This window comes from Streptomyces sp. NPDC058470, assembly GCF_042721055.1.
In the GTDB taxonomy this organism is placed as follows: Bacteria; Actinomycetota; Actinomycetes; order Streptomycetales; family Streptomycetaceae; genus Streptomyces.
Map to the genome: position 1 here is coordinate 144,593 of NZ_JBHXMF010000003.1, position 18,564 is coordinate 163,156.

Here is an 18,564-nt window from a genome sequence, read left to right on the forward strand (position 1 = left end):
TCATGGGAACGACCGGTACACCCACCAACATCACCCAGGGCTCCAAGACCAAGGGCGGCATCGGCGAGTCGACGCTGCGCCCGGACGGCACGCTCAAGGTCACCGGCGAGTTCGCGTACTCGTCCGACATGTGGCACGAGGACATGCTCTGGGGCCAGATCCTGCGCTCCACGGTCGCGCACGCCGAGATCGTGTCGATCGACACCTCGGAGGCGCTCGCGCAGGCCGGCGTCTACGCCGTCCTGACGTACGACGACCTGCCGACCGCCGTGAAGAGCTACGGCCTGGAGATCCAGGACACCCCGGTCCTCGCCCACGGCAAGGTCCGCCACCACGGCGAGCCGGTCGCGATCGTCGCCGCCGACCACCCGGAGACCGCGCGCCGCGCCGCCGCCAAGATCAAGGTCGAGTACCGCGAACTGCCGGTCATCACGGACGAGGCGTCGGCGACCGCGCCGGACGCGATCCTCGTGCACGAAGGCCGCGACGACCACCACATCGGCCACGTGCCGCACCCGAACGTCGTGCACCGTCAGCCGATCGTCCGCGGAGATGTCGAAGCCGCCCGGGAGCGCGCCGACTTCATCGTCGAGGGCGAGTACACCTTCGGCATGCAGGACCAGGCCTTCCTCGGCCCCGAGTCCGGCCTCGCCGTGCCCGCCGAGGACGGCGGCGTGGACCTCTACATCGCCACCCAGTGGCTGCACTCCGACCTCAAGCAGATCGCCCCGGTTCTGGGCCTGCCCGAGGACAAGGTCCGGATGACGCTGTCCGGCGTCGGCGGCGCGTTCGGCGGCCGCGAGGACCTGTCGATGCAGATCCACGCCTGCCTGCTCGCCCTGCGCACCGGCAAACCGGTCAAGATCGTCTACAACCGCTTCGAGTCCTTCTTCGGGCACGTCCACCGCCACCCCGCCAAGCTCCACTACGAGCACGGGGCGACCAAGGACGGCAAACTCACGCACCTGAAGGCCCGGATCGTCCTGGACGGCGGTGCGTACGCCTCCGCCTCCCCGGCGGTCGTCGGCAACGCCGCCTCGCTGGGCGCGGGACCGTACGTCATCGAGAACGTCGACATCGAGGCCCTCGCGCTCTACACCAACAACCCGCCCTGCGGCGCCATGCGCGGCTTCGGCGCCGTGCAGGCCTGCTTCGCCTACGAGGCCCAGATGGACAGGCTCGCCGACAAGGTGGGCATGGACCGGGTCGCGTTCCGTCAGCTCAACGCGATGGAACAGGGGACGATCATGCCGACCGGGCAGCCGGTCGACTCCCCGGCGCCGGTCGCCGAACTCCTGCGCCGCGTCAAGGCGATGCCGATGCCGCCGGAGCAGCAGTGGCTCGCGGCCGGCGAGGCCGCCGACGTACGCCAGTTGCCGGGTGGCCTCTCCAACACCACGCACGGCGAAGGCGTCGTACGCGGCGTCGGTTACGCGGTCGGCATCAAGAACGTCGGCTTCTCCGAGGGCTTCGACGACTACTCGACCGCTCGCGTGCGGATGGAGGTCGTCGGCGGGGAGCCGGTCGCCACCGTGCACACGGCCATGGCGGAGGTCGGCCAGGGGGGCGTCACCGTCCACGCGCAGATCGCCCGCACCGAACTGGGCGTCACCCAGGTGACGATCCACCCGGCGGACACACAGGTGGGCTCGGCCGGTTCGACCTCGGCCTCCCGCCAGACGTACGTCACCGGTGGCGCCGTCAAGAACTCCTGCGAGCTCGTCCGCGAGAAGGTCCTGGAGCTCGGCCGCCGCAAGTTCGGTACGTACCACCCGGCCTGGGCCACCGCCGAACTGCTGCTGGAGGGCGGCAAGGTCGTCACCGACGGCGGCGAGGTCCTCGCCGACCTGGCGGACGTACTTGAGGACGCGGCCGTCGAGATCGAGGCCGAGTGGCGACACCGTCCGACGGAGGCCTTCGACCTGCGCACCGGGCAGGGCTTCGGCCATGTCCAGTACACCTTCGCCGCGCACCGCGCCGTCGTCGAGGTGGACACCGAACTCGGCCTGGTCAAGGTCATCGAGCTGGCCTGCGCCCAGGACGTCGGCAAGGCGCTCAACCCGCTGTCCGTCATCGGCCAGATCCAGGGCGGCACCGTCCAGGGCCTGGGCGTGGCCGTCATGGAGGAGATCATCGTCGACCCGGTCACCGCGAAGGTGCGCAACCCGTCTTTCACGGACTACCTGATCCCCACCATCCTCGACACCCCGACCATCCCGGTCGACGTGCTCGAACTCGCCGACGAGCACGCCCCGTACGGGCTCCGTGGCATCGGCGAGGCACCGACCCTGTCGTCCACCCCGGCCGTCCTCGCGGCGATCCGGAACGCGACGGGTCTGGAGCTCAACCGGACGCCGGTACGGCCCGAACACCTCACCGGCACCGCCTAGCACTCTCCGGGCGGCGCACGGAACGTCACACTTCGCCGCGCCGCCCGGAGTACTCAAGTACCGCACCGCTCGCGGAACTTGACGCACCATCAGATGTCAGAGAAACGTTCGTCTCGGGCCGTCCCCCGGGTCGTGCGGCCGAAGTACTTTCCCAAATCCCGCAGCCACTGAAGTGGTTGAGCGGCCGTCAGGGCGGCTAGCGCGGGTGTCCCTTTGAACCTTGGGAGCAGGCCCACATGACCCAGCAGTCACTGGAGCCGAAGACCGTCGCGGACGACGCGGGCGCGGGTAGCCGCGTCCCCGCCGGACGGTCCTGGCTCGACCGGTACTTCCACATATCCCAGCGGGGAAGCTCCGTCGCGCGTGAGGTGCGCGGCGGCACCACCACCTTCATGGCGATGGCGTACATCCTGCTGCTCAACCCGCTGATCCTGTCCGGCAAGGACGTCGCAGGGAACACCCTCGGCCAGCAGGCGCTGATCACCGCGACCGCGTTCGCGGCCGCCTTCAGCACGCTCCTCATGGGCTTCTTCGGCAAGGTGCCGCTAGCCCTCGCCGCCGGACTCTCCGTCTCCGGCGTGCTCTCCTCGCAGGTCGCCCCGCAGATGACCTGGCCGCAGGCGATGGGCATGTGCGTGATGTACGGCGTCGTCATCATGCTCCTGGTCGTCACCGGGCTGCGCGAGATGATCATGAACGCCATCCCGCTGGCGCTGAAACACGCGATCACCATGGGTATCGGCCTGTTCGTCGCGCTCATCGGCCTGGTGAAGGCGGGCTTCGTCCACCAGGGCGAGGCGACCCCGGTCTCCCTCGGCCCGGCCGGCGAACTCGCCGGCTGGCCCGTGCTGCTCTTCGCCGCGACGCTGCTCCTGATCTTCATGCTCCAGGCCCGCGCCGTCCCCGGCGCGATCCTCATCGGCATCGTCGCGGGCACGGTCCTGGCCGTCGTCCTGAACGCCCTCGACGTCATCGACCCCAAGCAGTGGGCGAGCGGCGCCCCCGAACTGCACGGCAGTGCCGTCTCGATGCCGGACTTCTCGCTCTTCGGCGACGTCGAGTTCGGCGGCTGGGGCGAGGTCGGCGCGATGACGGTCGGCATGATCGTCTTCACACTGGTGCTCGCCGGGTTTTTCGACGCGATGGCCACGATCATCGGCGTCGGCACGGAGGCCAAGCTGGCCGACGCGCAGGGCCGGATGCCGGGTCTTTCCAAGGCGCTGTTCATCGACGGCGCGGGCGGAGCGGTCGGCGGGGTCGCCGGCGCCTCGGGCCAGACGGTCTTCGTCGAGTCGGCGACGGGCGTCGGGGAGGGCGCCCGTACGGGCCTGTCCTCCGTGATCACCGGTCTGTTCTTCGCGGCCTGCCTGTTCTTCACGCCGCTCACCGCGATCGTCCCCGGTGAGGTCGCCGCGGCGGCTCTCGTCGTCATCGGCGCCATGATGATGATGAACGCCCGGCACGTCGACTGGGCCGACCGCGCCACCGCGATCCCGGTCTTCCTCACCGTCGTGATCATGCCGTTCACGTACTCCATCACCGCGGGCGTCGCGGCCGGAGTCATCAGCTATGTCGCCATCAAGATCGCCCAGGGCAAGGCCCGGGAGATCGGGGCGTTCATGTGGGGCCTGACGGTGATCTTCGTCGTCTTCTTCGCCCTCAACCCGATCGAGAGCTGGATGGGCGTGCACTGACACGCGCTTCCAGATCCCCTGCACGCAACCGCTGTTAAGGAGACCGAGAGATGCTGGACATCGCCGAAGAGCTGCACCGGTGGGTCGAGCAGGGACGCGACTTCGCCGTGGCCACCGTGGTGGCCGTCGTCGGCAGCGCACCCCGTCAGCCCGGAGCGGCGCTCGCCGTCGACTCCGACGGCACGGCGATCGGCTCGGTCTCCGGCGGCTGTGTGGAGGGCGCGGTCTACGAACTGTGCCAACAGGCGCTGGCGGACGGGGAGTCGGCCCTCGAACGCTTCGGCTACAGCGACGACGACGCGTTCGCGGTGGGGCTGACGTGCGGCGGCATCATCGACATCCTGGTGACCCCGGTCCGCTCCGGCGATCGCGCCCGGCCGGTGCTCGCGGCCGCGCTGGCCGCCGCGGCGGGCGGGGAGGCGGCCGCGGTCGCGCGGATCGTGAGCGGGCCGGCCGAGCTGCTCGGACGCGCTGTTGTCGTCCGCCCCGACGGTTCGTACGAGGGGGGCTTCGGTGCCCATCCCCAGCTGGACCGGACTGTGGTGGGCAACGCGGTCGCCTTCCTGGACGCGGGCCGCACCGGCACCCTGGAGATCGGAGAGCAGGGCTCTCGTTGTGGAGCACCGCTCACGGTTCTCGTCGAGTCGTCGGTCCCGCCGCCCCGCATGATCGTCTTCGGCGCGATCGACTTCGCGTCGGCGCTGGTACGCATCGGCAGGTTCCTGGGGTACCGCGTGACGGTGTGCGACGCCCGCCCGGTCTTCGCGACAGCCGCCCGCTTCCCCGACGCCGACGAGATCGTCGTCGACTGGCCGCACAGGTATCTGGCCCGTACGGAAGTGGACTCCCGGTCGGTGCTCTGCGTACTCACCCACGACGCCAAGTTCGACGTCCCGCTGCTCCAGCTCGCGCTGCGGCTGCCGGTCGCGTACGTGGGGGCGATGGGGTCGCGACGGACCCACCTCGACCGGAACGAGCGCTTGCGGGAAGTCGGCGTGAGCGAGCTGGAGTTGGCGCGCCTCCGGTCGCCGATCGGGCTGGATCTGGGGGCCCGCACGCCCGAGGAGACGGCGCTGTCCATCGCATCGGAGATCGTGGCCAACCGGCGTGGGGGGAGTGGGGTGGCGCTGACCGGGGCGCATACGCCGATTCATCATGACGGGGCGTCGGTTCCGGCCGGGCGGATCGGCTCGGTCGCCTAGGTCCTGTCGTCACATTCCCGTCGTCGCCCGGAGGGCGGCCTGGCGTCGCGAGGCGGACGGGAATATGACGACAGGGCCTAGTAGGCACGTACGGCCGACAGCGAGCGCGTACGACCGAGGGACCCGTCGTGGCACGCGGCAGGTCCCTCAGTCGTACCCGCCTACGTCATCCGCTGCCCACGCAATCTCCTGCGCCGCGTATTGACGCGAGCATGACCCTCGACCACGCTGCTGTGGGAGCGCTCCCGCAAGTCCTTGGCGACCGTTGCGCATCAGGAGTGAACCCAGATGAGACGTGCCTCAACGTGGCTTGCCGCCGTGTCGCTCGGACTGGCGGCCCTCAACCTCGCACCATCCGAAGCGCAGGCCGCGGACTCCCTCGGCCACGGCCCCTCCCTCTACGTCCCCGACGCCAACCCGGCGGCATACCGGCAGGCGTCGGACCTGGCCCGCGCGGGCCGGTTCCTCGACGCCGCGGGCATCGTGGCGATGGTGAACACCCCGCAGACCGTCTGGTACGGCGATCAGACGCCGGCCCAGGTGGAGCGACTGAGCCGGGGGGTGACGCGGGACGCGGACCGGGAGGGCGCGATCCCGGTGTTCGCGCTGTACAACATCCCGGGACGCGACTGCTCCAACTACTCGGGGGGCGGGGCCTCCGACACCGCGGAGTACAAGGAGTGGATCGACGCGGTGGCGCGCGGCATCGGGGGCCGCGACGCTCTCGTCACCCTCGAACCCGACGCCCTCGCCCTCCTCCCCGTCGACTGCGGCCAGGACGACGCACAGGGCACGAAGACCACGGCCCGGTACACGGAGGTCAACTACGCGGTGTCCGTGCTGGAACCGCTGCCGGGAACGCGCGTGTACGTGGACACCGGTCACCCCGGCTGGCACACCGTCAACTCCATCGTGCCGCGCCTGATCAAGGGCGGTGTCGCGCACGCCTCCGGTTTCTACACCAACGCTTCGAACTACAACACCGACGACGCCAACTCCTGGTACGGCAAGCTGATTTCCTCGTGCCTCGCGTACGTCGACGGGGGCGGCGACGCCGCCGAGTGCCCCCATCAGTGGTGGCCGCGTGCCGACGCGCAGGCCTGGCTCGACTCCCACGTGCACGTGCCCGCGTCCCGGATGAAGCACTTCGTCACGGACTCCAGCCGCAACGGACAGGGCCCCTGGGCCCCGCCCGCCGGCAAGTACCCCGACCCCCAGGACTGGTGCAACCCACCGAACCGCGGCCTGGGCACCCGGCCGACCCTGCGCACCGGCGACCCCCTGCAGGACGCCCGGCTGTGGATCAAGACACCGGGTGAGTCGGACGGCCTGTGTCTGCGCGGCACGCCGGGCCCCGAGGACCCCGAGCGCGGGATGATCGACCCCGACGCGGGCGACTGGTTCCCCGAACAGGCCCTGGAACTGGTTCGGTTCGCCAACCCGGCGATTCGGGGCTGAGGTTCAGCCGAGCAGGCTCGCCTGTTCGCTCTTCAGGCGGGCGAAGCGGGAGCGGGCGTACTCCGTCAAATCCTTGCCCGGAAACGACAGAAGCGACAGGTGCTGTTCGAAGTCACCCTCGGCCCAGCGCGCGGCCGTGATCTCGTACCCGTAGACGTGTGCGCAGAGATCAAGCAGGGCCGAGGGCATCTCCTCCTCGATGAGAAGGTCTGCCCTGGTGACCACCACGTCGCGCATCGCCCGGATGTTGGGGATGAAGACGGTGGTCGCCCACGTGCGCCACTGGGCGAGCTCATGCTCGGTGGGAGGTGTGTCGTGGTCGAACGGGTCGCGGCCGTCCGGGCGGGCGTATGTCGAGGCGAAGGCGTCGTAGATGCGGCTGTTGGCCTCGGTCAGTGCGAACAGGGGCCCGTAGAAGTCGCTCAACTGGGCGTTGACGCGCTCCAGTCGGGCCTGTCTCTGGGTAAGTCGCAGTCCATTGAGGTAAGTCGCGAAATAGCCGATGAAGGCGAGCCCGACGGTCAAGATCACAGTGGCCATGAGGGGTGATGCTAGGCGGTACCGCGCCTGCGGCGCTTTCGCCGGGGCGCGGCGCCGCGCAAGTCGGGCCCCTTCGCCGGTGTCGAGGTCTTCGTGCAGGGCGGGGCAGCTGTTCACGCCGCTGCCGCTGCCGTTGAAGCGCAGTCGTCCGAGCAGAAGAGCTGGTCCTCTCAACGGGAGTTCACCGAGGCTGAATTCATCGCAACAGCGCAGCAAGAGCCGAACACCACGGATGTCACAGCGGCGGTCGAAACTGTGCGGGAAGTGCTGACTGCGGCGGGGATCGTGCTGCCGTCGCCGGGGGCGGATGTGGAGTCGCCCCCACTGAACCTGATCACCCTCGGCCGGTCGTGCGTGGATGTCGTGCTGCGGCTGGTCGACGTGATCCAGCGGGGGTGCGTATGAACGGGTACACACCGGAGATCGGTGATCTCGTATGGGACGAGACGACGTGCGAGGTCGGCCGGGTCGTGGACCGTGTCGGCCCGTACTGGCAGCTCAAGCCGCCCGGCGGCGGGAGGGAGTGGGACGCGCACGGCCTCCTACGGCCCGCCACGGCGGCGGAGAGGCTATCGGCGGGCGTTGCCCTGGCCAACGCCCGGAGCCGGGGAGAGCTGCCGTGAGTGCCGGACTCGCCGCGCCCCGGTCGTTGACGGCACCTTCGCCATGGTGATCCCCCTTTTCCATCAGCGGAGTTGGTGCCTATGATCATGAGTAAGGCGGGGTCGTAGCACAGAGGTAGTGCGCCGCGACAGCATCTCGGAGGACGTCGGTTCGAATCCGACCGCCCCGCCCCTCTCAAACCTGCGGGGCACGCCGAGGCCGGGCGGGCGTCCCCGCTGACCTCCCCGGTGCCGCGCTCGACCACTCCGGTGCTGCTCGTACGCCACAGCGGCCCGCAGATCATCGAATGGCTCAACGCCGCACTGCTGCACACTGGTCGAGGACAGTTGCTGTGCTGCCGCAAGCTGTCGCATGGGGACACCACCGAGGCCGAAGCCGACATCGACCACCCCAGGGACGCCGATCTCCTGGAGCACGGGGTCACGGGGTGCGCAAGCTGGGCCGGCTGGGCACCGGATCAAGGCCACCGGCGCCGTCAGTCGCACCTGGTTCCGGGCACCGCACGGCCGTCAGCCGCCGCTACCGATCCATGTGCCGGTCACGTGTCGCGGCGACCGAGGCGTCGGTCCGGTCGACAGCCGGCCTGCGGTACCCGGGCCCGGCGAGCGCGGCCAGGTAGGCGTCCGGTCCGCTGCCGACGTCGAGGGCCCGGTGTCGGGGGCGTGAGCGCGCGTGTTCGGCGAGCAGCCGCGTCTCGTGCGCGTCGACGCCGCGGAATCCGCGCTCTGCGCCGAAGTGTTCCTCCCGGCATGCTGGGTCGACGGCCGTCATGTGGCCTCTTCTCGCACCCTGAACTGTCAGCCCCGTATGCCGATTGGCCACGGTGCAGGTCCTGCCGCCCGCCGTGGTCAGGGCCGCCGCAGCAGTCTCTCGGCGGCCCGCCCGAACATCCACCGCCCCGCCCACGCCAGCCCCCGGTCGAGGAACCTCGGCAGCAGGCGCACCCTGATCTCCTCCCGCCACATCACCCGCGAACCCCCGCCGTCCTTCGCATGCACCTCGATCTCGGCCCATCCCGTCACGAACGAGCCGCGCTTGACCAGCCGGCACATGCCCGGGACGCCGTCCCCCGGGGGCTGCCACGTGACGACCTCCATCGGGTCGTCGAAGGCCACGGGGCCGAGCCCCGACCGCGCCACGAACAGGGTGCCCTCGTGGGTCGGGGGCGCCGTGACCACGGTGACGCGGGTCAGCGGGACCACATCGGCGTGCCGCTGCCAGTCGGTGAGGCGTCGCCAGCTCTGGTCGACGGGATACGGAGACACGCGCTCCAGCAGGAAAAGGGCCACGGGGTGATCGTAGGCGGCGGAACGCGACGTGAATTGTCACCGAACCAGCTGAAATGGGGCGCCATCCCTCTTCCATCCCCCGCCAGATCCATCTGGCGGGGGATCAGGGAGTGCACCTCCCCGTCACGGATGGGGAGGCCCATGGTGCGCGTCCGAACCCTTGACGTGTCTGGTCGACATGGGGTGATCATGGGCCGTGACCCGCGCTCTGTCGACGCCGCCCGTTATCGCTTCCGGCTCGCTCGCCGACTCCCCTCAGCCCATGCTCCCCGTCGCGCGGGGCTTGCTCCTGCGGCCCTGGGAATCGGCCGACGCGCCGGTGTTCCTGTCCGCCTACGAGGATGACGAGATCCGCCGGTGGCACACGAACCGGCCCTCGACCGAGGGCCAGGTTCGGGAGTGGTTCGACGCGTATCGCCAGGACTGGATACGGGAGAAGGGCGGACACTGGGCAGTCACCGGCGACAGCGGTCAGGTACTCGGTCGGATCGCCCTACGCGGCCTGGACTTCGACGACGGCATCGCCGGCGTCGCGTACTGGGTGCTCCCGGCTGCCCGCGGCGCCGGCGTGGCCTCGCAGGCACTTGGGGCGCTCAGTCTCTGGGCGCTGAACCAGATCGGCTTCTTCCGCCTGGAGTTGGACCACTCGACGCGCAACGAGGCCTCGTGCCGGGTCGCCGCAAAATGCGGATACGACCTGGAAGGAACCAAGCGCAGCGCGGCCGTGCACGACGACGGCCGACACGACATGCACGTGCACGCCCGCGTCCGCGTTCCCGTCCGAGGCCACTGAGGCCCTCTCGCCGTTCCGTGACGCCTTGAACATGTACGGGCTTGTCCGCAGGCTCGGCCAGGGTGTCCACGACCGGGCCACCGACTCCGCCTGGGAGTACCCACCGTTTCAGCAGCCAGGAGGCCGCGGTGAAACCCCCCGCTCCCCAGTCCATCGTGCCCGAGCAGCTCACCATCGTCCCCGCCAACCAGGCGTCCTGGGGCGACCTGCGGGCGATCTTCGGCACCGCCGACTACCCCGTCAAGTGCCACTGCCAGCACTACAAGGTCCGTGACTCGCAGTGGGCCGCGGCGCGGTCTCCGACGCCGAGCGCGCCGAGCGGCTGCGTGAGTCGGCAGCACCCCCGGCACGAGCACGGCAGGCGGCAACCTCGCCGCCACCGGCGTCACCGTCCTGGGCGCGGCGGAACCGGCATGCTTCTCAGGGCGGGCGGCTGGTTCGTCCACCGCCGCGCACGGGTGAGGGGCACGGACACCCGCTGGCCGTACGACAACGAGGGCTCCCCGCACACCGCGGGGAGCCCTCGTTGTCGTACCAGAGGTCAGGCAGCGACCGGCAGCCCCGGCGTCCGGAAGACCCGGTGCTCGGCGTCGACCGCGAACACCTCGCAGCCCTCCCGCGCGGCAGCCCATTCGATGCCCTCCGGGCCCATCGCGAACGCGGCTGTCGCCGTGGCGTCGGCCTCGGTGAGTGAGGTGGCCACGACGGTCATGCTGAGCAGTCCGGTCGCCGGCCGGCCGGTGCGCCCGTCGACGATGTGGTCCCCGCGTTCGTACCGCGCGGACGTCGCCACCGCGCCGTCGGCGATCTCCAGCACCGCGCACAGCCGGTCGGCCTGCTCGGGGTGCCGTACGCCCACCCGCCACGGGCCGCCCACCGAGGCCACGTCGCCACCGGCGTTCAGGCAGAACCTCGCCGCCCCCCGCGCCGCCAGCAGATCCGCGGCCCGCTGCACGGACCAGCCCTTCACCATCGCGCAGGGATCAAGACCGCGGCCCGGCAGCCGCACCTGGAAGGCGCCGCGGGTCGCGACCCGGTAGTCCTCGCACAGGTCGAGGACCTCGACCAGATCGGGGCTGAGTTCATGGGGTTCCAGCTCGCCCCGGTCCAGCCGGGACACCTCGCTGTCGGGCTTGAACGGGCTGAACCGCGCGTCGACCTCGCGCAGCCATGCGAACACCGCGTCCGCGGCCTCGTCGGAGGCGTCCCCGTCGTCGATCCGCAGCGACACCGGGAACCCCATCACCTGCTCGACTCGCCGCATCTCAGGCGCCTTTCGCGTCGATGGCGGCCTGGAGGGACTCCTTGTAGCCGTCGCTGGTGATCGTGGCGCCGGAGACGGTGTCGATGTCCGCGCTCTGCGCCTGAAGGGTCTCCTGGATCAGCACGGGCACGGCGGCCGTGGTCTGCGGGTGGTTCGGCTGCACCAGCATCCGTACGGAGGTGATCGTGTCGCCCTCGAAGGTCACCTCGACCTGCACGTCGCCCTTCTCGGTGGCGACGGTGCTGCCCTGGACGACCCGAGTTGCGGCGGCCGACGCGGACGGCGAGGAACCCGAGGATGAGGGGGATGAAGGGGACGAGGAGGGCGAGGGCGCAGGGGCCGTCGGCGCGGCGACCGTGGTGCCGGCCGGCGTATCGGCGCCCGGTTGGTAACGCCACACCGTGATCAGGCCCAAGGCGGACAGGGCGACGACAGGCAGTACTCGCTTCACGGTGTTCCCCTCATCCAGCCAGGCTGAAGCGCTCGGAATGGATCTGCGGTCCGGGCACGCCCAACTCGCGCAGCGTGCGCAGGACGACGCCGGTCATGGCGGGCGGGCCGCACACATAGACGTCCCGGTCGGCGATGTCGGGGACGAGCCTGACGAGCTCAGGCGGCGCGAGCCGGTCCGGCACCGGCGGTCCGGTGATCAGGTGCAGCACCGCGCCCTTCGCGTGGGCGAGATCGCGCAGCTCGTCGTAGAGGACGGCGTCCCGATCCCTGGCGACCCGGTAGATGAGCACCACGTGGCCTTCCAGTTCCTCAAGGAGCGCCCGCATCGGGGTGATGCCCACACCGCCGGCGATCAGCAGGGCGTCCGGCCGCGTCCGGTGCATCGTGGTGAAGGCGCCGTACGGGCCCTCGGCGAAGACCCGGGTGCCGACCTTCACGTGCCGCAGGGCGGCGGTGCCGGCGCCGGCCGTCTTCGCGGTCAGGCGCAGCGTCCGGCCGTCCGGGGCGGCGGACAGCGAGAACGGGTTGGCCTGCCACCACCGGTCTCTGGTCAGGAACCGCCACAGGAAGAACTGGCCCGCCCGCGCGGGCAGTTGGTCCAGGTCACGCCCCGTCATGTAGATCGACACGACGTTGTCGGACTCGGGGACGACCGCGGAGACCCGTAGCTGGTGGCGCAGGTTCCGCCAGAGCGGGAGCACCACCCGGCCCAGGAACACCGAACCGAGCGCAGTGCCCCACATGCCCCACCAGTACGCCGTGGCCGCCGACGAGGTGGTGAACGTCGTACCGACCCCGACCTGGTGTGTGAACGCCAGCACCACGGCCACGTAGGTGTAGAGGTGGATGAAGTGCCAGGTCTCGTACGCCAGTCGGCGCCGGGCGTATCTCGCCGACACCGCGCCTATCACCATGATCAGCACCAGCGCCACGATCGCCCGCAGCACGCCCTCGACGGTCTCGGCCAGGTTCACCAGCTGGTCCACCGGACCCATCGACGAGGACTCGGCGTAGCCGAAGGTGATGAAGACGGCGTGCCCGAGCAGCGTCCACAGCAGACCGAAGCCGACCCAGCGGTGCCAGGACGTCAGCCGGTCCATGCCGATCCGCCGGTCGAGCCAAGGCAACCGGGCGACCAGCAGCAGCTGGAAGGCCATCAGAAGAGCGCCGTACAGCCCGCACAGCCGCCCCAGCAGGATCAGGGCGTTCGTGTCGCGCGGGGACTGGAGGAAGAAGAAAGCCACCACGCCCACGTTCACCGCCAGCAGGGCGTACAGGCCCGCGCGGGCCACCACCTTCGGGCGTACCGCCGTGGGGGGCGGTTGGAGACGTTCGACAGTCGTCACGGACGGGAGCTCCTCGTTCGGGTCCGGGGACACCGAGCCTGCCGGGTGGGAGCTGTCGTTTTCCTGTCGGGTGACTTTCAAGTTCTTACCGATACGCGTCCGGCGAGCCCACGGGTATGGCGTCCGGAGGCAGGTGAAGCAGTATGGGCACGTGGAAAAAGTACGACTTCTCGTTGTGGACGACGATCCTCCCATCGCCGACCTGGTCGCGACGGTCGCCCGCTACGAGGGGTGGGAGGCCGTCACCGCCAACACGGGCGAAGAGGCGCTGAGCCGCGCCGCCGAGTTCCATCCGGACATCGTGGTGCTCGACCTGATGCTCCCCGGCCTCGACGGCTTCGGCGTCCTGGACCGGCTGCGCCGGACCGGCACGATGGTGCCCGTGGTGTTCCTGACCGCGCGGGACGGCGTCGCCGACCGGGTCGCGGGCCTGACCCGGGGCGGCGACGACTACCTCGTCAAGCCGTTCGCCGTGGAGGAGCTCATGGCGCGGCTGCGGACCGTGCTGCGCCGCGCGGCCGGGCCCGGGTTCCAGCGTTCCGTGCTCAGGGTGGCCGACCTGACGATGGACGAGGACACCCGCGAGGTACGGCGCGACGAGAAGCTCGTGACGCTCACCCCCACCGAGTACGAGGTGCTCCGCTATCTGATGCGCAAGTCGCCCACCGTGCTCACCAAGGCCCAGATCCTCGACCACGTATGGGAGTACGGCTTCGGGGGCCGCTCCAATGTCGTCGAACTGGTCGTCAGCCGTCTGCGCCGCAAGCTCGACGGCTTCGACGAGGCGGGCGAACCGCTGCTCCACACCGTGCGGGGCGTCGGGTACGTGGTGCGGCAGGTCGCCGAGTGATCCGCCGGTTCCGGGAGGCCTACCGCAGGATGCGCCTCGGGACCCGGCTGGCCCTGGGCCTGGGCGTGCTGTCGCTCATGGCGTTCGCCGTCGTCGGCACGGCGCTCTCGATGTCCATGCGGGACTACCTGGAACGCCAGCTGAGCGAACAGATGAGGCTCGTCCAGCTCACCCAGACCGAGGAGGTCAAGGCGAACGACCACATGCACGGGGAGCCGTACTGGGGCTGGTACACGGCCTCATACCAGATCTCGGGCGGTACGGCCGAGATCCGGCTGCCCGCCGACGCGCCGGCGGACGACGCGGCACTCGCCGCCACCGCCGAGGCGCTGTCCGCCTCGGATTCCGATGAACTCGTCCGTATCGCCGACATCAAGGGGGAGGGCACCTACCAGCTGCGCGCGTGCGCGGTCGAACCCGGCGTGGTCCTGGTCACCGCGGCGCCCATGAAGGACATCGACAACACCATGCAACGGCTGGTGACGGTCCAGGTCGTCGCGTTCGCGCTCGCGCTGCTCGCGCTCGTCGTGATCGGCCGGGCGGCGCTGCGCCGCGGCCTTAAACCGCTCAGCGACATGGCGCACACGGCCCGCGGCATCACCTCGCACGACTTCACCGAATCGGCCCGGCTGCCGGTCCGCGCCGACCGCGGCAACGGGGGCCCCGAGGTCGAGGAACTGCGCACCGCGTTCAACACCATGCTGGAGCACATCGACGACTCCCTCGCCGTCCGCACCGAGGCCGAACAGCGCCTGCGCCGCTTCGTCGCCGACGCCTCGCACGAGCTGCGCACCCCCCTGATGTCGGTACGCGGCTACGCGGACCTCTTCCAGTACGCGGCCGCCAACGAGCCCGCGGAACGCGACAAGCACCTGGCCCGCCTGCGCGCCGAGGCCGCCAGGATGGGCCTGCTCCTGGACGACCTGCTGCTGCTCGCCCGCCTGGACGCCGGCGAGGTCGAGGCACCGCTCCGCCTGGTGGACGCCGACCTGGCGGAGCTGGCACGCGAGGCGGCCGACGCCTTCCGCGCCGGCCACCCCGAGCACGAGCTGACCCTGACAACCGGGCCCGAGCCGGTCCGGCTGCGCCTCGACCCCCTGCGTATCCGGCAGGTGCTCGACAACCTCCTCACCAACTCCGCGGTGCACACCCCGGTCGATACGAAGGTGTCCCTGGACGTGTCCGTCTCCTTCGGCGCGGCGGTGGTGCGGGTCGCCGACTCGGGCCCGGGCATTCCCGCCGACGACCAGGAACGGGTCTTCGACCGCTTCTACCGCGTCGACAAGGCCCGCACCCGCGACCGGGGCGGCAGCGGACTGGGCCTGGCGGTCGCCCTGTCCCTGGTGCGGGCCCACGGCGGCACGGTCGAACTGACCAGCCGCCCGGGTGCGACGGTGTTCACCATCAGGCTTCCCCTCTGAGGGGAAGCCGTCGGCGCCCGTGGCCTCACTCGCTGTGCAGCACCTCCGCGATCGTCAGCCGCGCCGCACCCCGGGCCGGGACGTACGCCCCCAGGACCGCGATCGCGACGCCCGCCAGGGCCATGCCGGCCAGCGCCGGGGCCTGCCAGACGTCCGTCATGTACGAGGGCAGGGAGATGGACACCGCGTCCGCCATGAGCGGTACCACCAGGTGGTGGCCCGCGATGCCCAGCGGGATGCCGAGCAGCGAGCCGATCGCGCCGAGTACGGCCATCGAGGTCACCATCATCGCGGTGACCTGCCGTGGCGTCATACCGATGGACTTGAGCATGCCCAGATCCCGGCGGCGGTCGCGGGTGTTGAGGACGACCGTGTTGAAGACGCCGAGCGAGGAGACCACGGCGAGTATCAGGGTGAGGACCGTGGCAGAGCCGACGATGGTCTGGACGATGGTGTTCGGCCCCTTCGGCGTCGGGCTGATCCCGGGGTCGGCGGCGCCTGCCGCACGTGCGTAGGCGACCGGATCCGTACCCTCGTCGAGCTTGACGTGGTAGGCGATGGGCTTCTCCTGGGGGGCCAGGGCCGTCATGGTCGACCAGCCGGTGGCGATCTTGTCCCCGGAGCTCTCCATGAACTCGCCGACGATGGTCACCTCCTCCTGGCGGTCGCCCTTCTCCAGCTCGAGGTGGTCGCCCACCTCCAGGCCCTGCACCCGCAGGAAGGCCGAACCGGCCACGACCTCGCCCGTGCGCTGCATCCACCGGCCCTCGGTGAGCACGTTGTCCAACTGCGGCCGGTCCCCGCGGCGGCCCTCGAACGTCACCTTCTGTGCGGTGCCCGCGATGTGCACGTCCGCGTCCGCCCGAGCGGTGACCTCGCTCGCGCCGGGCAACGAGCCCAGCAGCGACTGGAGTTCGAGATCGCTGTGCACCGGCTTGATCTCCGTGCCCTGCTGGTATCTGCTCGCGTAGACCGTGACCTGGTAGGCGTCGAGCCCCGCCTCCCCGAACCTGGTCATCGTCGTGGCCAGACCGGTCGCGAACGTCACAGTGGTCACCCCGAGGACCACCGCGGCGAGCGTGAGGCCGCTCCGGCCCGGCCGGGCGAACGGCAGCCCAAGGCCCAGGCTCACCGACCGCGGCAGCCTGCTGCCCGCCAGCCGGCGCTGGATGCCCAGCGCCCGCCCGGCACGCGGGGCACTGCCCGCGCTGATCGCCCGCGCCGCGGACAGCCGGTGCGCGCGCGCCGCGGGGGCGAGCGCGGCAAGGACGCAGACGCCGGGCATGCCGAGCAGGGCGAGAGCGTTCACCCACATCGGGATGCCGACACTGCCGTGGAACACCCCCGCCTCGGGCCCGGTGAACACGAACTCGAAGAAGGGACGCGCCAGGGCGTTGCCGAGAACGGTCCCGAGCACGCAGCCGGCGAACGCGGGGACCGAGGTCATCGTGAGGTAGACGGCGACGACCTGTCCCGGCGTGAACCCCAGGGCCTTGAGGATCCCGATGTGCCGCAGGCCGGAAACCACTGCGCCGCCCACCACGTTGGCGACGATGAGCACCGCCACCACGATCCCGAGGATGCCGAAGGCCATCAGGTAGGGGGCGTACGCCCGCGCCGAACTGCCGATCGCCTGCTTGAGGGTGAGATACGACTGGGGAGAGGTCAGTGCGTCCTGCGGCAGCCCTTCGGTGACGGAGACCAGGTTCGCGTCGATCCGGCTCTGCGACGAGGCGTCCGTGAAGCGGAAGAGCATCTGAGTGGTCGTCGGGTGCAGTGCCGCCATCTGTTCGGGGGCGACCCAGGCGTCGGCGGTGCGGCTCAGGTCGGAGGCGAACCCGACGATGGTGAGGGCCGGGCCCGAGGGCACCTGGACCTTCCTGCCCAGGTCGTCCGGGCTCCAGCCCGGGTACCGGCTCACGACGATCTCGCCGGGCCCGGTGGCCCAGCGGCCCGCCCAGAGGTCCAGCCGGTCCACCGGGCCTTGCGGGTCGGAGCGGCCCACGACCGTGGTCGCGCCGTTCACGGGGTACTGGGCGGGATCCATCGGCAGGTCGATGGTGACCTGGGCGAAGGGTCCCGCGGCGGCCTCGACCCCGGGCCGCCGGGCAGTCTGCGCCAGCCGCGCGTCGGAGACCTTGGCCGGATCGAACGCGGCGACGACATGCGGGCCGCGTTGCGCGGCGAACGCCTTGTCGAACGGCGCGGAGGCCGCGTCGACCAGGCCGAGTGCGATCACCATCGCCCCGGTCGAGGCCAGCGTGACCAGCGCGATGACGAGCGTCTGGAGCCTGCGCCGCCGCACCGCCGCGCGGGCGGCCCGCCACACCGCCCTCATGCGGACGGCTCCAACGCGAGCTCGCCGGTCACCCGGCCGTCGGCGACCTCGACAAGCCGACTGGCGCACCGCCGGGCGAGCTGCTCGTCGTGCGTGACCAGGATCAGCGTCTGGCCGATCTGGTTGAGGTCGAGCAGCAGGTCCATCACCTGCTCGCCGGCCCGGCTGTCCAGGGCGCCGGTCGGCTCGTCGGCCAGCAGCAGCGCGGGGCGGTTCATCAACGCCCGGGCCACGGCGACGCGTTGGCGTTCGCCGCCGCTGAGCACCGCGGGATAGGCGTTCCTGCGGTCCGCGATGCCGAGTTCGTCGAAGAGCTCGAGCGCGCGGCGACGGGCCTGCCGGGCGGGACTGCCGGTCAGCTGCGCGGCCAGGGCGACGTTGTCCAGCGCCGACAGGTCGTCGATCAGGTTGAAGAACTGGAAGATCATGCCGATGCGACGCCGCCGGTACAGGGCGAGTCCCTTCTCACTCAGTCCGCCCACGTTCTCGCCGTGCACCACGACCGTGCCGCCCGTCGGACGGTCAAGGCCGGCGATCAAGTTGAGCAGGGTGGACTTGCCGCAGCCCGAGGGGCCCATCACGGCGACGGCCTCCCCGGCGCGGATCTCCAGTGACACGCCGTCCAGCGCCGTCGTCTCGCCGAACTCCTTGCGTACGCCGTCGAGTTGTACGACGGGTTCTTCTCTGCTGTTGTTGCTGCCCTCGGTGACCATGCACAGGACGCTAATTCGGGCGCCGCGCCCAGGACATCCCTCCCCGGGTGGCAAACCGACCCGCTCCTCATCCTGGAGATGCAGGGCCTTGCGTCCACCGGCCGATGCGGACCGCGCGGTCATCTGCGAAGGTGAGCCCCGTGGGGAAGTGGGAGCTGGACGCGCTGGTGGCGGCGCTCGGGGTGGCAT

Annotated in this window: 17 protein-coding genes, 1 tRNA gene and 1 pseudogene; 11 read left to right on the plus strand and 8 right to left on the minus strand. The window is 70.7% G+C overall.

What is annotated here, in order from left to right:
- Positions 1-2: 2 nt before the first annotated feature.
- The 4 genes from ACFWP7_RS03230 to ACFWP7_RS03245 all read left to right on the plus strand — a co-directional run bounded on the left by ACFWP7_RS03230 (position 3) and on the right by ACFWP7_RS03245 (position 6,744).
- The gene (locus ACFWP7_RS03230; protein WP_384375159.1) at positions 3-2,390 is read left to right on the plus strand and encodes a xanthine dehydrogenase family protein molybdopterin-binding subunit; all 2,388 of its coding nucleotides are present in this window, start codon (positions 3-5) and stop codon (positions 2,388-2,390) included.
- Between the two features lie 236 nt (positions 2,391-2,626).
- Positions 2,627-4,084: an NCS2 family permease gene (locus tag ACFWP7_RS03235; protein WP_384375162.1), complete on the plus strand. Its 1,458-nt coding sequence runs from the start codon at positions 2,627-2,629 to the stop codon at positions 4,082-4,084.
- A gap of 50 nt (positions 4,085-4,134) precedes the next feature.
- Positions 4,135-5,286 (plus strand): XdhC family protein, encoded by a 1,152-nt coding sequence (locus tag ACFWP7_RS03240; protein ID WP_384375165.1) that lies wholly within the window; start codon positions 4,135-4,137, stop codon positions 5,284-5,286.
- A 288-nt stretch (positions 5,287-5,574) separates the two neighbouring features.
- Positions 5,575-6,744 carry a glycoside hydrolase family 6 protein gene (locus tag ACFWP7_RS03245; RefSeq protein WP_384375168.1) on the plus strand — a complete coding sequence of 390 codons (1,170 nt, stop codon included), beginning with the start codon at positions 5,575-5,577 and terminating at the stop codon, positions 6,742-6,744.
- 3 nt (positions 6,745-6,747) lie between these two features.
- Here ACFWP7_RS03245 and ACFWP7_RS03250 read toward each other — a convergent pair whose 3' ends face one another.
- A complete protein-coding gene (locus ACFWP7_RS03250) occupies positions 6,748-7,284 on the minus strand; it encodes a hypothetical protein (protein ID WP_384375429.1) in 537 nt (178 codons plus the stop codon).
- A 93-nt stretch (positions 7,285-7,377) separates the two neighbouring features.
- Here ACFWP7_RS03250 and ACFWP7_RS03255 point away from each other — a divergent pair, with 93 nt between their 5' ends.
- The 4 genes and pseudogenes from ACFWP7_RS03255 to ACFWP7_RS03270 form a co-directional block, all read left to right on the plus strand.
- The gene (locus ACFWP7_RS03255; RefSeq protein ID WP_384375438.1) at positions 7,378-7,689 is read left to right on the plus strand and encodes a hypothetical protein; all 312 of its coding nucleotides are present in this window, start codon (positions 7,378-7,380) and stop codon (positions 7,687-7,689) included.
- Positions 7,686-7,907: a hypothetical protein gene (locus tag ACFWP7_RS03260; RefSeq protein ID WP_384375171.1), complete on the plus strand. Its 222-nt coding sequence runs from the start codon at positions 7,686-7,688 to the stop codon at positions 7,905-7,907. The genes ACFWP7_RS03255 and ACFWP7_RS03260 overlap by 4 nt, the downstream gene beginning before the upstream one ends.
- A 96-nt stretch (positions 7,908-8,003) precedes the next feature.
- Positions 8,004-8,078, plus strand: a tRNA-Leu gene (locus ACFWP7_RS03265).
- A 42-nt stretch (positions 8,079-8,120) separates the two neighbouring features.
- Positions 8,121-8,403, plus strand: a pseudogene (locus ACFWP7_RS03270) (ISNCY family transposase); the annotation flags it as partial.
- 24 nt (positions 8,404-8,427) lie between these two features.
- On the opposite strand, the gene ACFWP7_RS03275 reads toward ACFWP7_RS03270, so the two are convergent.
- Together ACFWP7_RS03275 and ACFWP7_RS03280 are read right to left on the minus strand one after the other, a co-directional pair.
- Positions 8,428-8,679 (minus strand): hypothetical protein, encoded by a 252-nt coding sequence (locus ACFWP7_RS03275; RefSeq protein WP_384375174.1) that lies wholly within the window; start codon positions 8,677-8,679, stop codon positions 8,428-8,430.
- A gap of 77 nt (positions 8,680-8,756) precedes the next feature.
- Positions 8,757-9,197 carry an SRPBCC family protein gene (locus ACFWP7_RS03280; protein ID WP_384375176.1) on the minus strand — a complete coding sequence of 147 codons (441 nt, stop codon included), beginning with the start codon at positions 9,195-9,197 and terminating at the stop codon, positions 8,757-8,759.
- Positions 9,198-9,393: 196 nt separating this feature from the next.
- On the opposite strand from ACFWP7_RS03280, the gene ACFWP7_RS03285 reads away from it, so the two are divergent.
- Entirely contained in the window at positions 9,394-9,990 is a 597-nt protein-coding gene (locus ACFWP7_RS03285; RefSeq protein ID WP_384375179.1) for a GNAT family N-acetyltransferase, read from the plus strand.
- A 541-nt stretch (positions 9,991-10,531) separates the two neighbouring features.
- On the opposite strand, the gene ACFWP7_RS03290 is transcribed toward ACFWP7_RS03285, so the two are convergent.
- From ACFWP7_RS03290 to ACFWP7_RS03300, 3 genes are read right to left on the minus strand one after another with little or no spacing between them, the layout of a single operon-like run.
- Positions 10,532-11,254, minus strand: coding sequence for an FAD:protein FMN transferase (locus ACFWP7_RS03290; RefSeq protein WP_384375182.1), 723 nt, complete (start codon positions 11,252-11,254; stop codon positions 10,532-10,534).
- Between the two features lies 1 nt (position 11,255).
- Complete coding sequence (locus ACFWP7_RS03295) at positions 11,256-11,705, minus strand: FMN-binding protein (protein WP_384375185.1); 450 nt, start codon at positions 11,703-11,705, stop codon at positions 11,256-11,258.
- 10 nt (positions 11,706-11,715) lie between these two features.
- Positions 11,716-13,053: a ferric reductase-like transmembrane domain-containing protein gene (locus ACFWP7_RS03300; protein ID WP_384375188.1), complete on the minus strand. Its 1,338-nt coding sequence runs from the start codon at positions 13,051-13,053 to the stop codon at positions 11,716-11,718.
- 151 nt (positions 13,054-13,204) lie between these two features.
- Here ACFWP7_RS03300 and ACFWP7_RS03305 point away from each other — a divergent pair, with 151 nt between their 5' ends.
- Positions 13,205-13,903 carry a response regulator transcription factor gene (locus ACFWP7_RS03305; protein ID WP_384375191.1) on the plus strand — a complete coding sequence of 233 codons (699 nt, stop codon included), beginning with the start codon at positions 13,205-13,207 and terminating at the stop codon, positions 13,901-13,903.
- Complete coding sequence (locus tag ACFWP7_RS03310) at positions 13,900-15,324, plus strand: ATP-binding protein (protein WP_384375194.1); 1,425 nt, start codon at positions 13,900-13,902, stop codon at positions 15,322-15,324. Before ACFWP7_RS03305 ends, ACFWP7_RS03310 begins: the two co-directional genes overlap by 4 nt.
- A 25-nt stretch (positions 15,325-15,349) precedes the next feature.
- Here the strand turns inward: ACFWP7_RS03310 and ACFWP7_RS03315 are convergent, their stop codons facing one another.
- Together ACFWP7_RS03315 and ACFWP7_RS03320 are read right to left on the minus strand one after the other, a co-directional pair.
- The gene (locus ACFWP7_RS03315; protein WP_384375197.1) at positions 15,350-17,662 is read right to left on the minus strand and encodes an FtsX-like permease family protein; all 2,313 of its coding nucleotides are present in this window, start codon (positions 17,660-17,662) and stop codon (positions 15,350-15,352) included.
- Positions 17,659-18,375, minus strand: coding sequence for an ABC transporter ATP-binding protein (locus ACFWP7_RS03320; RefSeq protein WP_384375200.1), 717 nt, complete (start codon positions 18,373-18,375; stop codon positions 17,659-17,661). Before ACFWP7_RS03320 ends, ACFWP7_RS03315 begins: the two co-directional genes overlap by 4 nt.
- Positions 18,376-18,564: the final 189 nt, after the last annotated feature.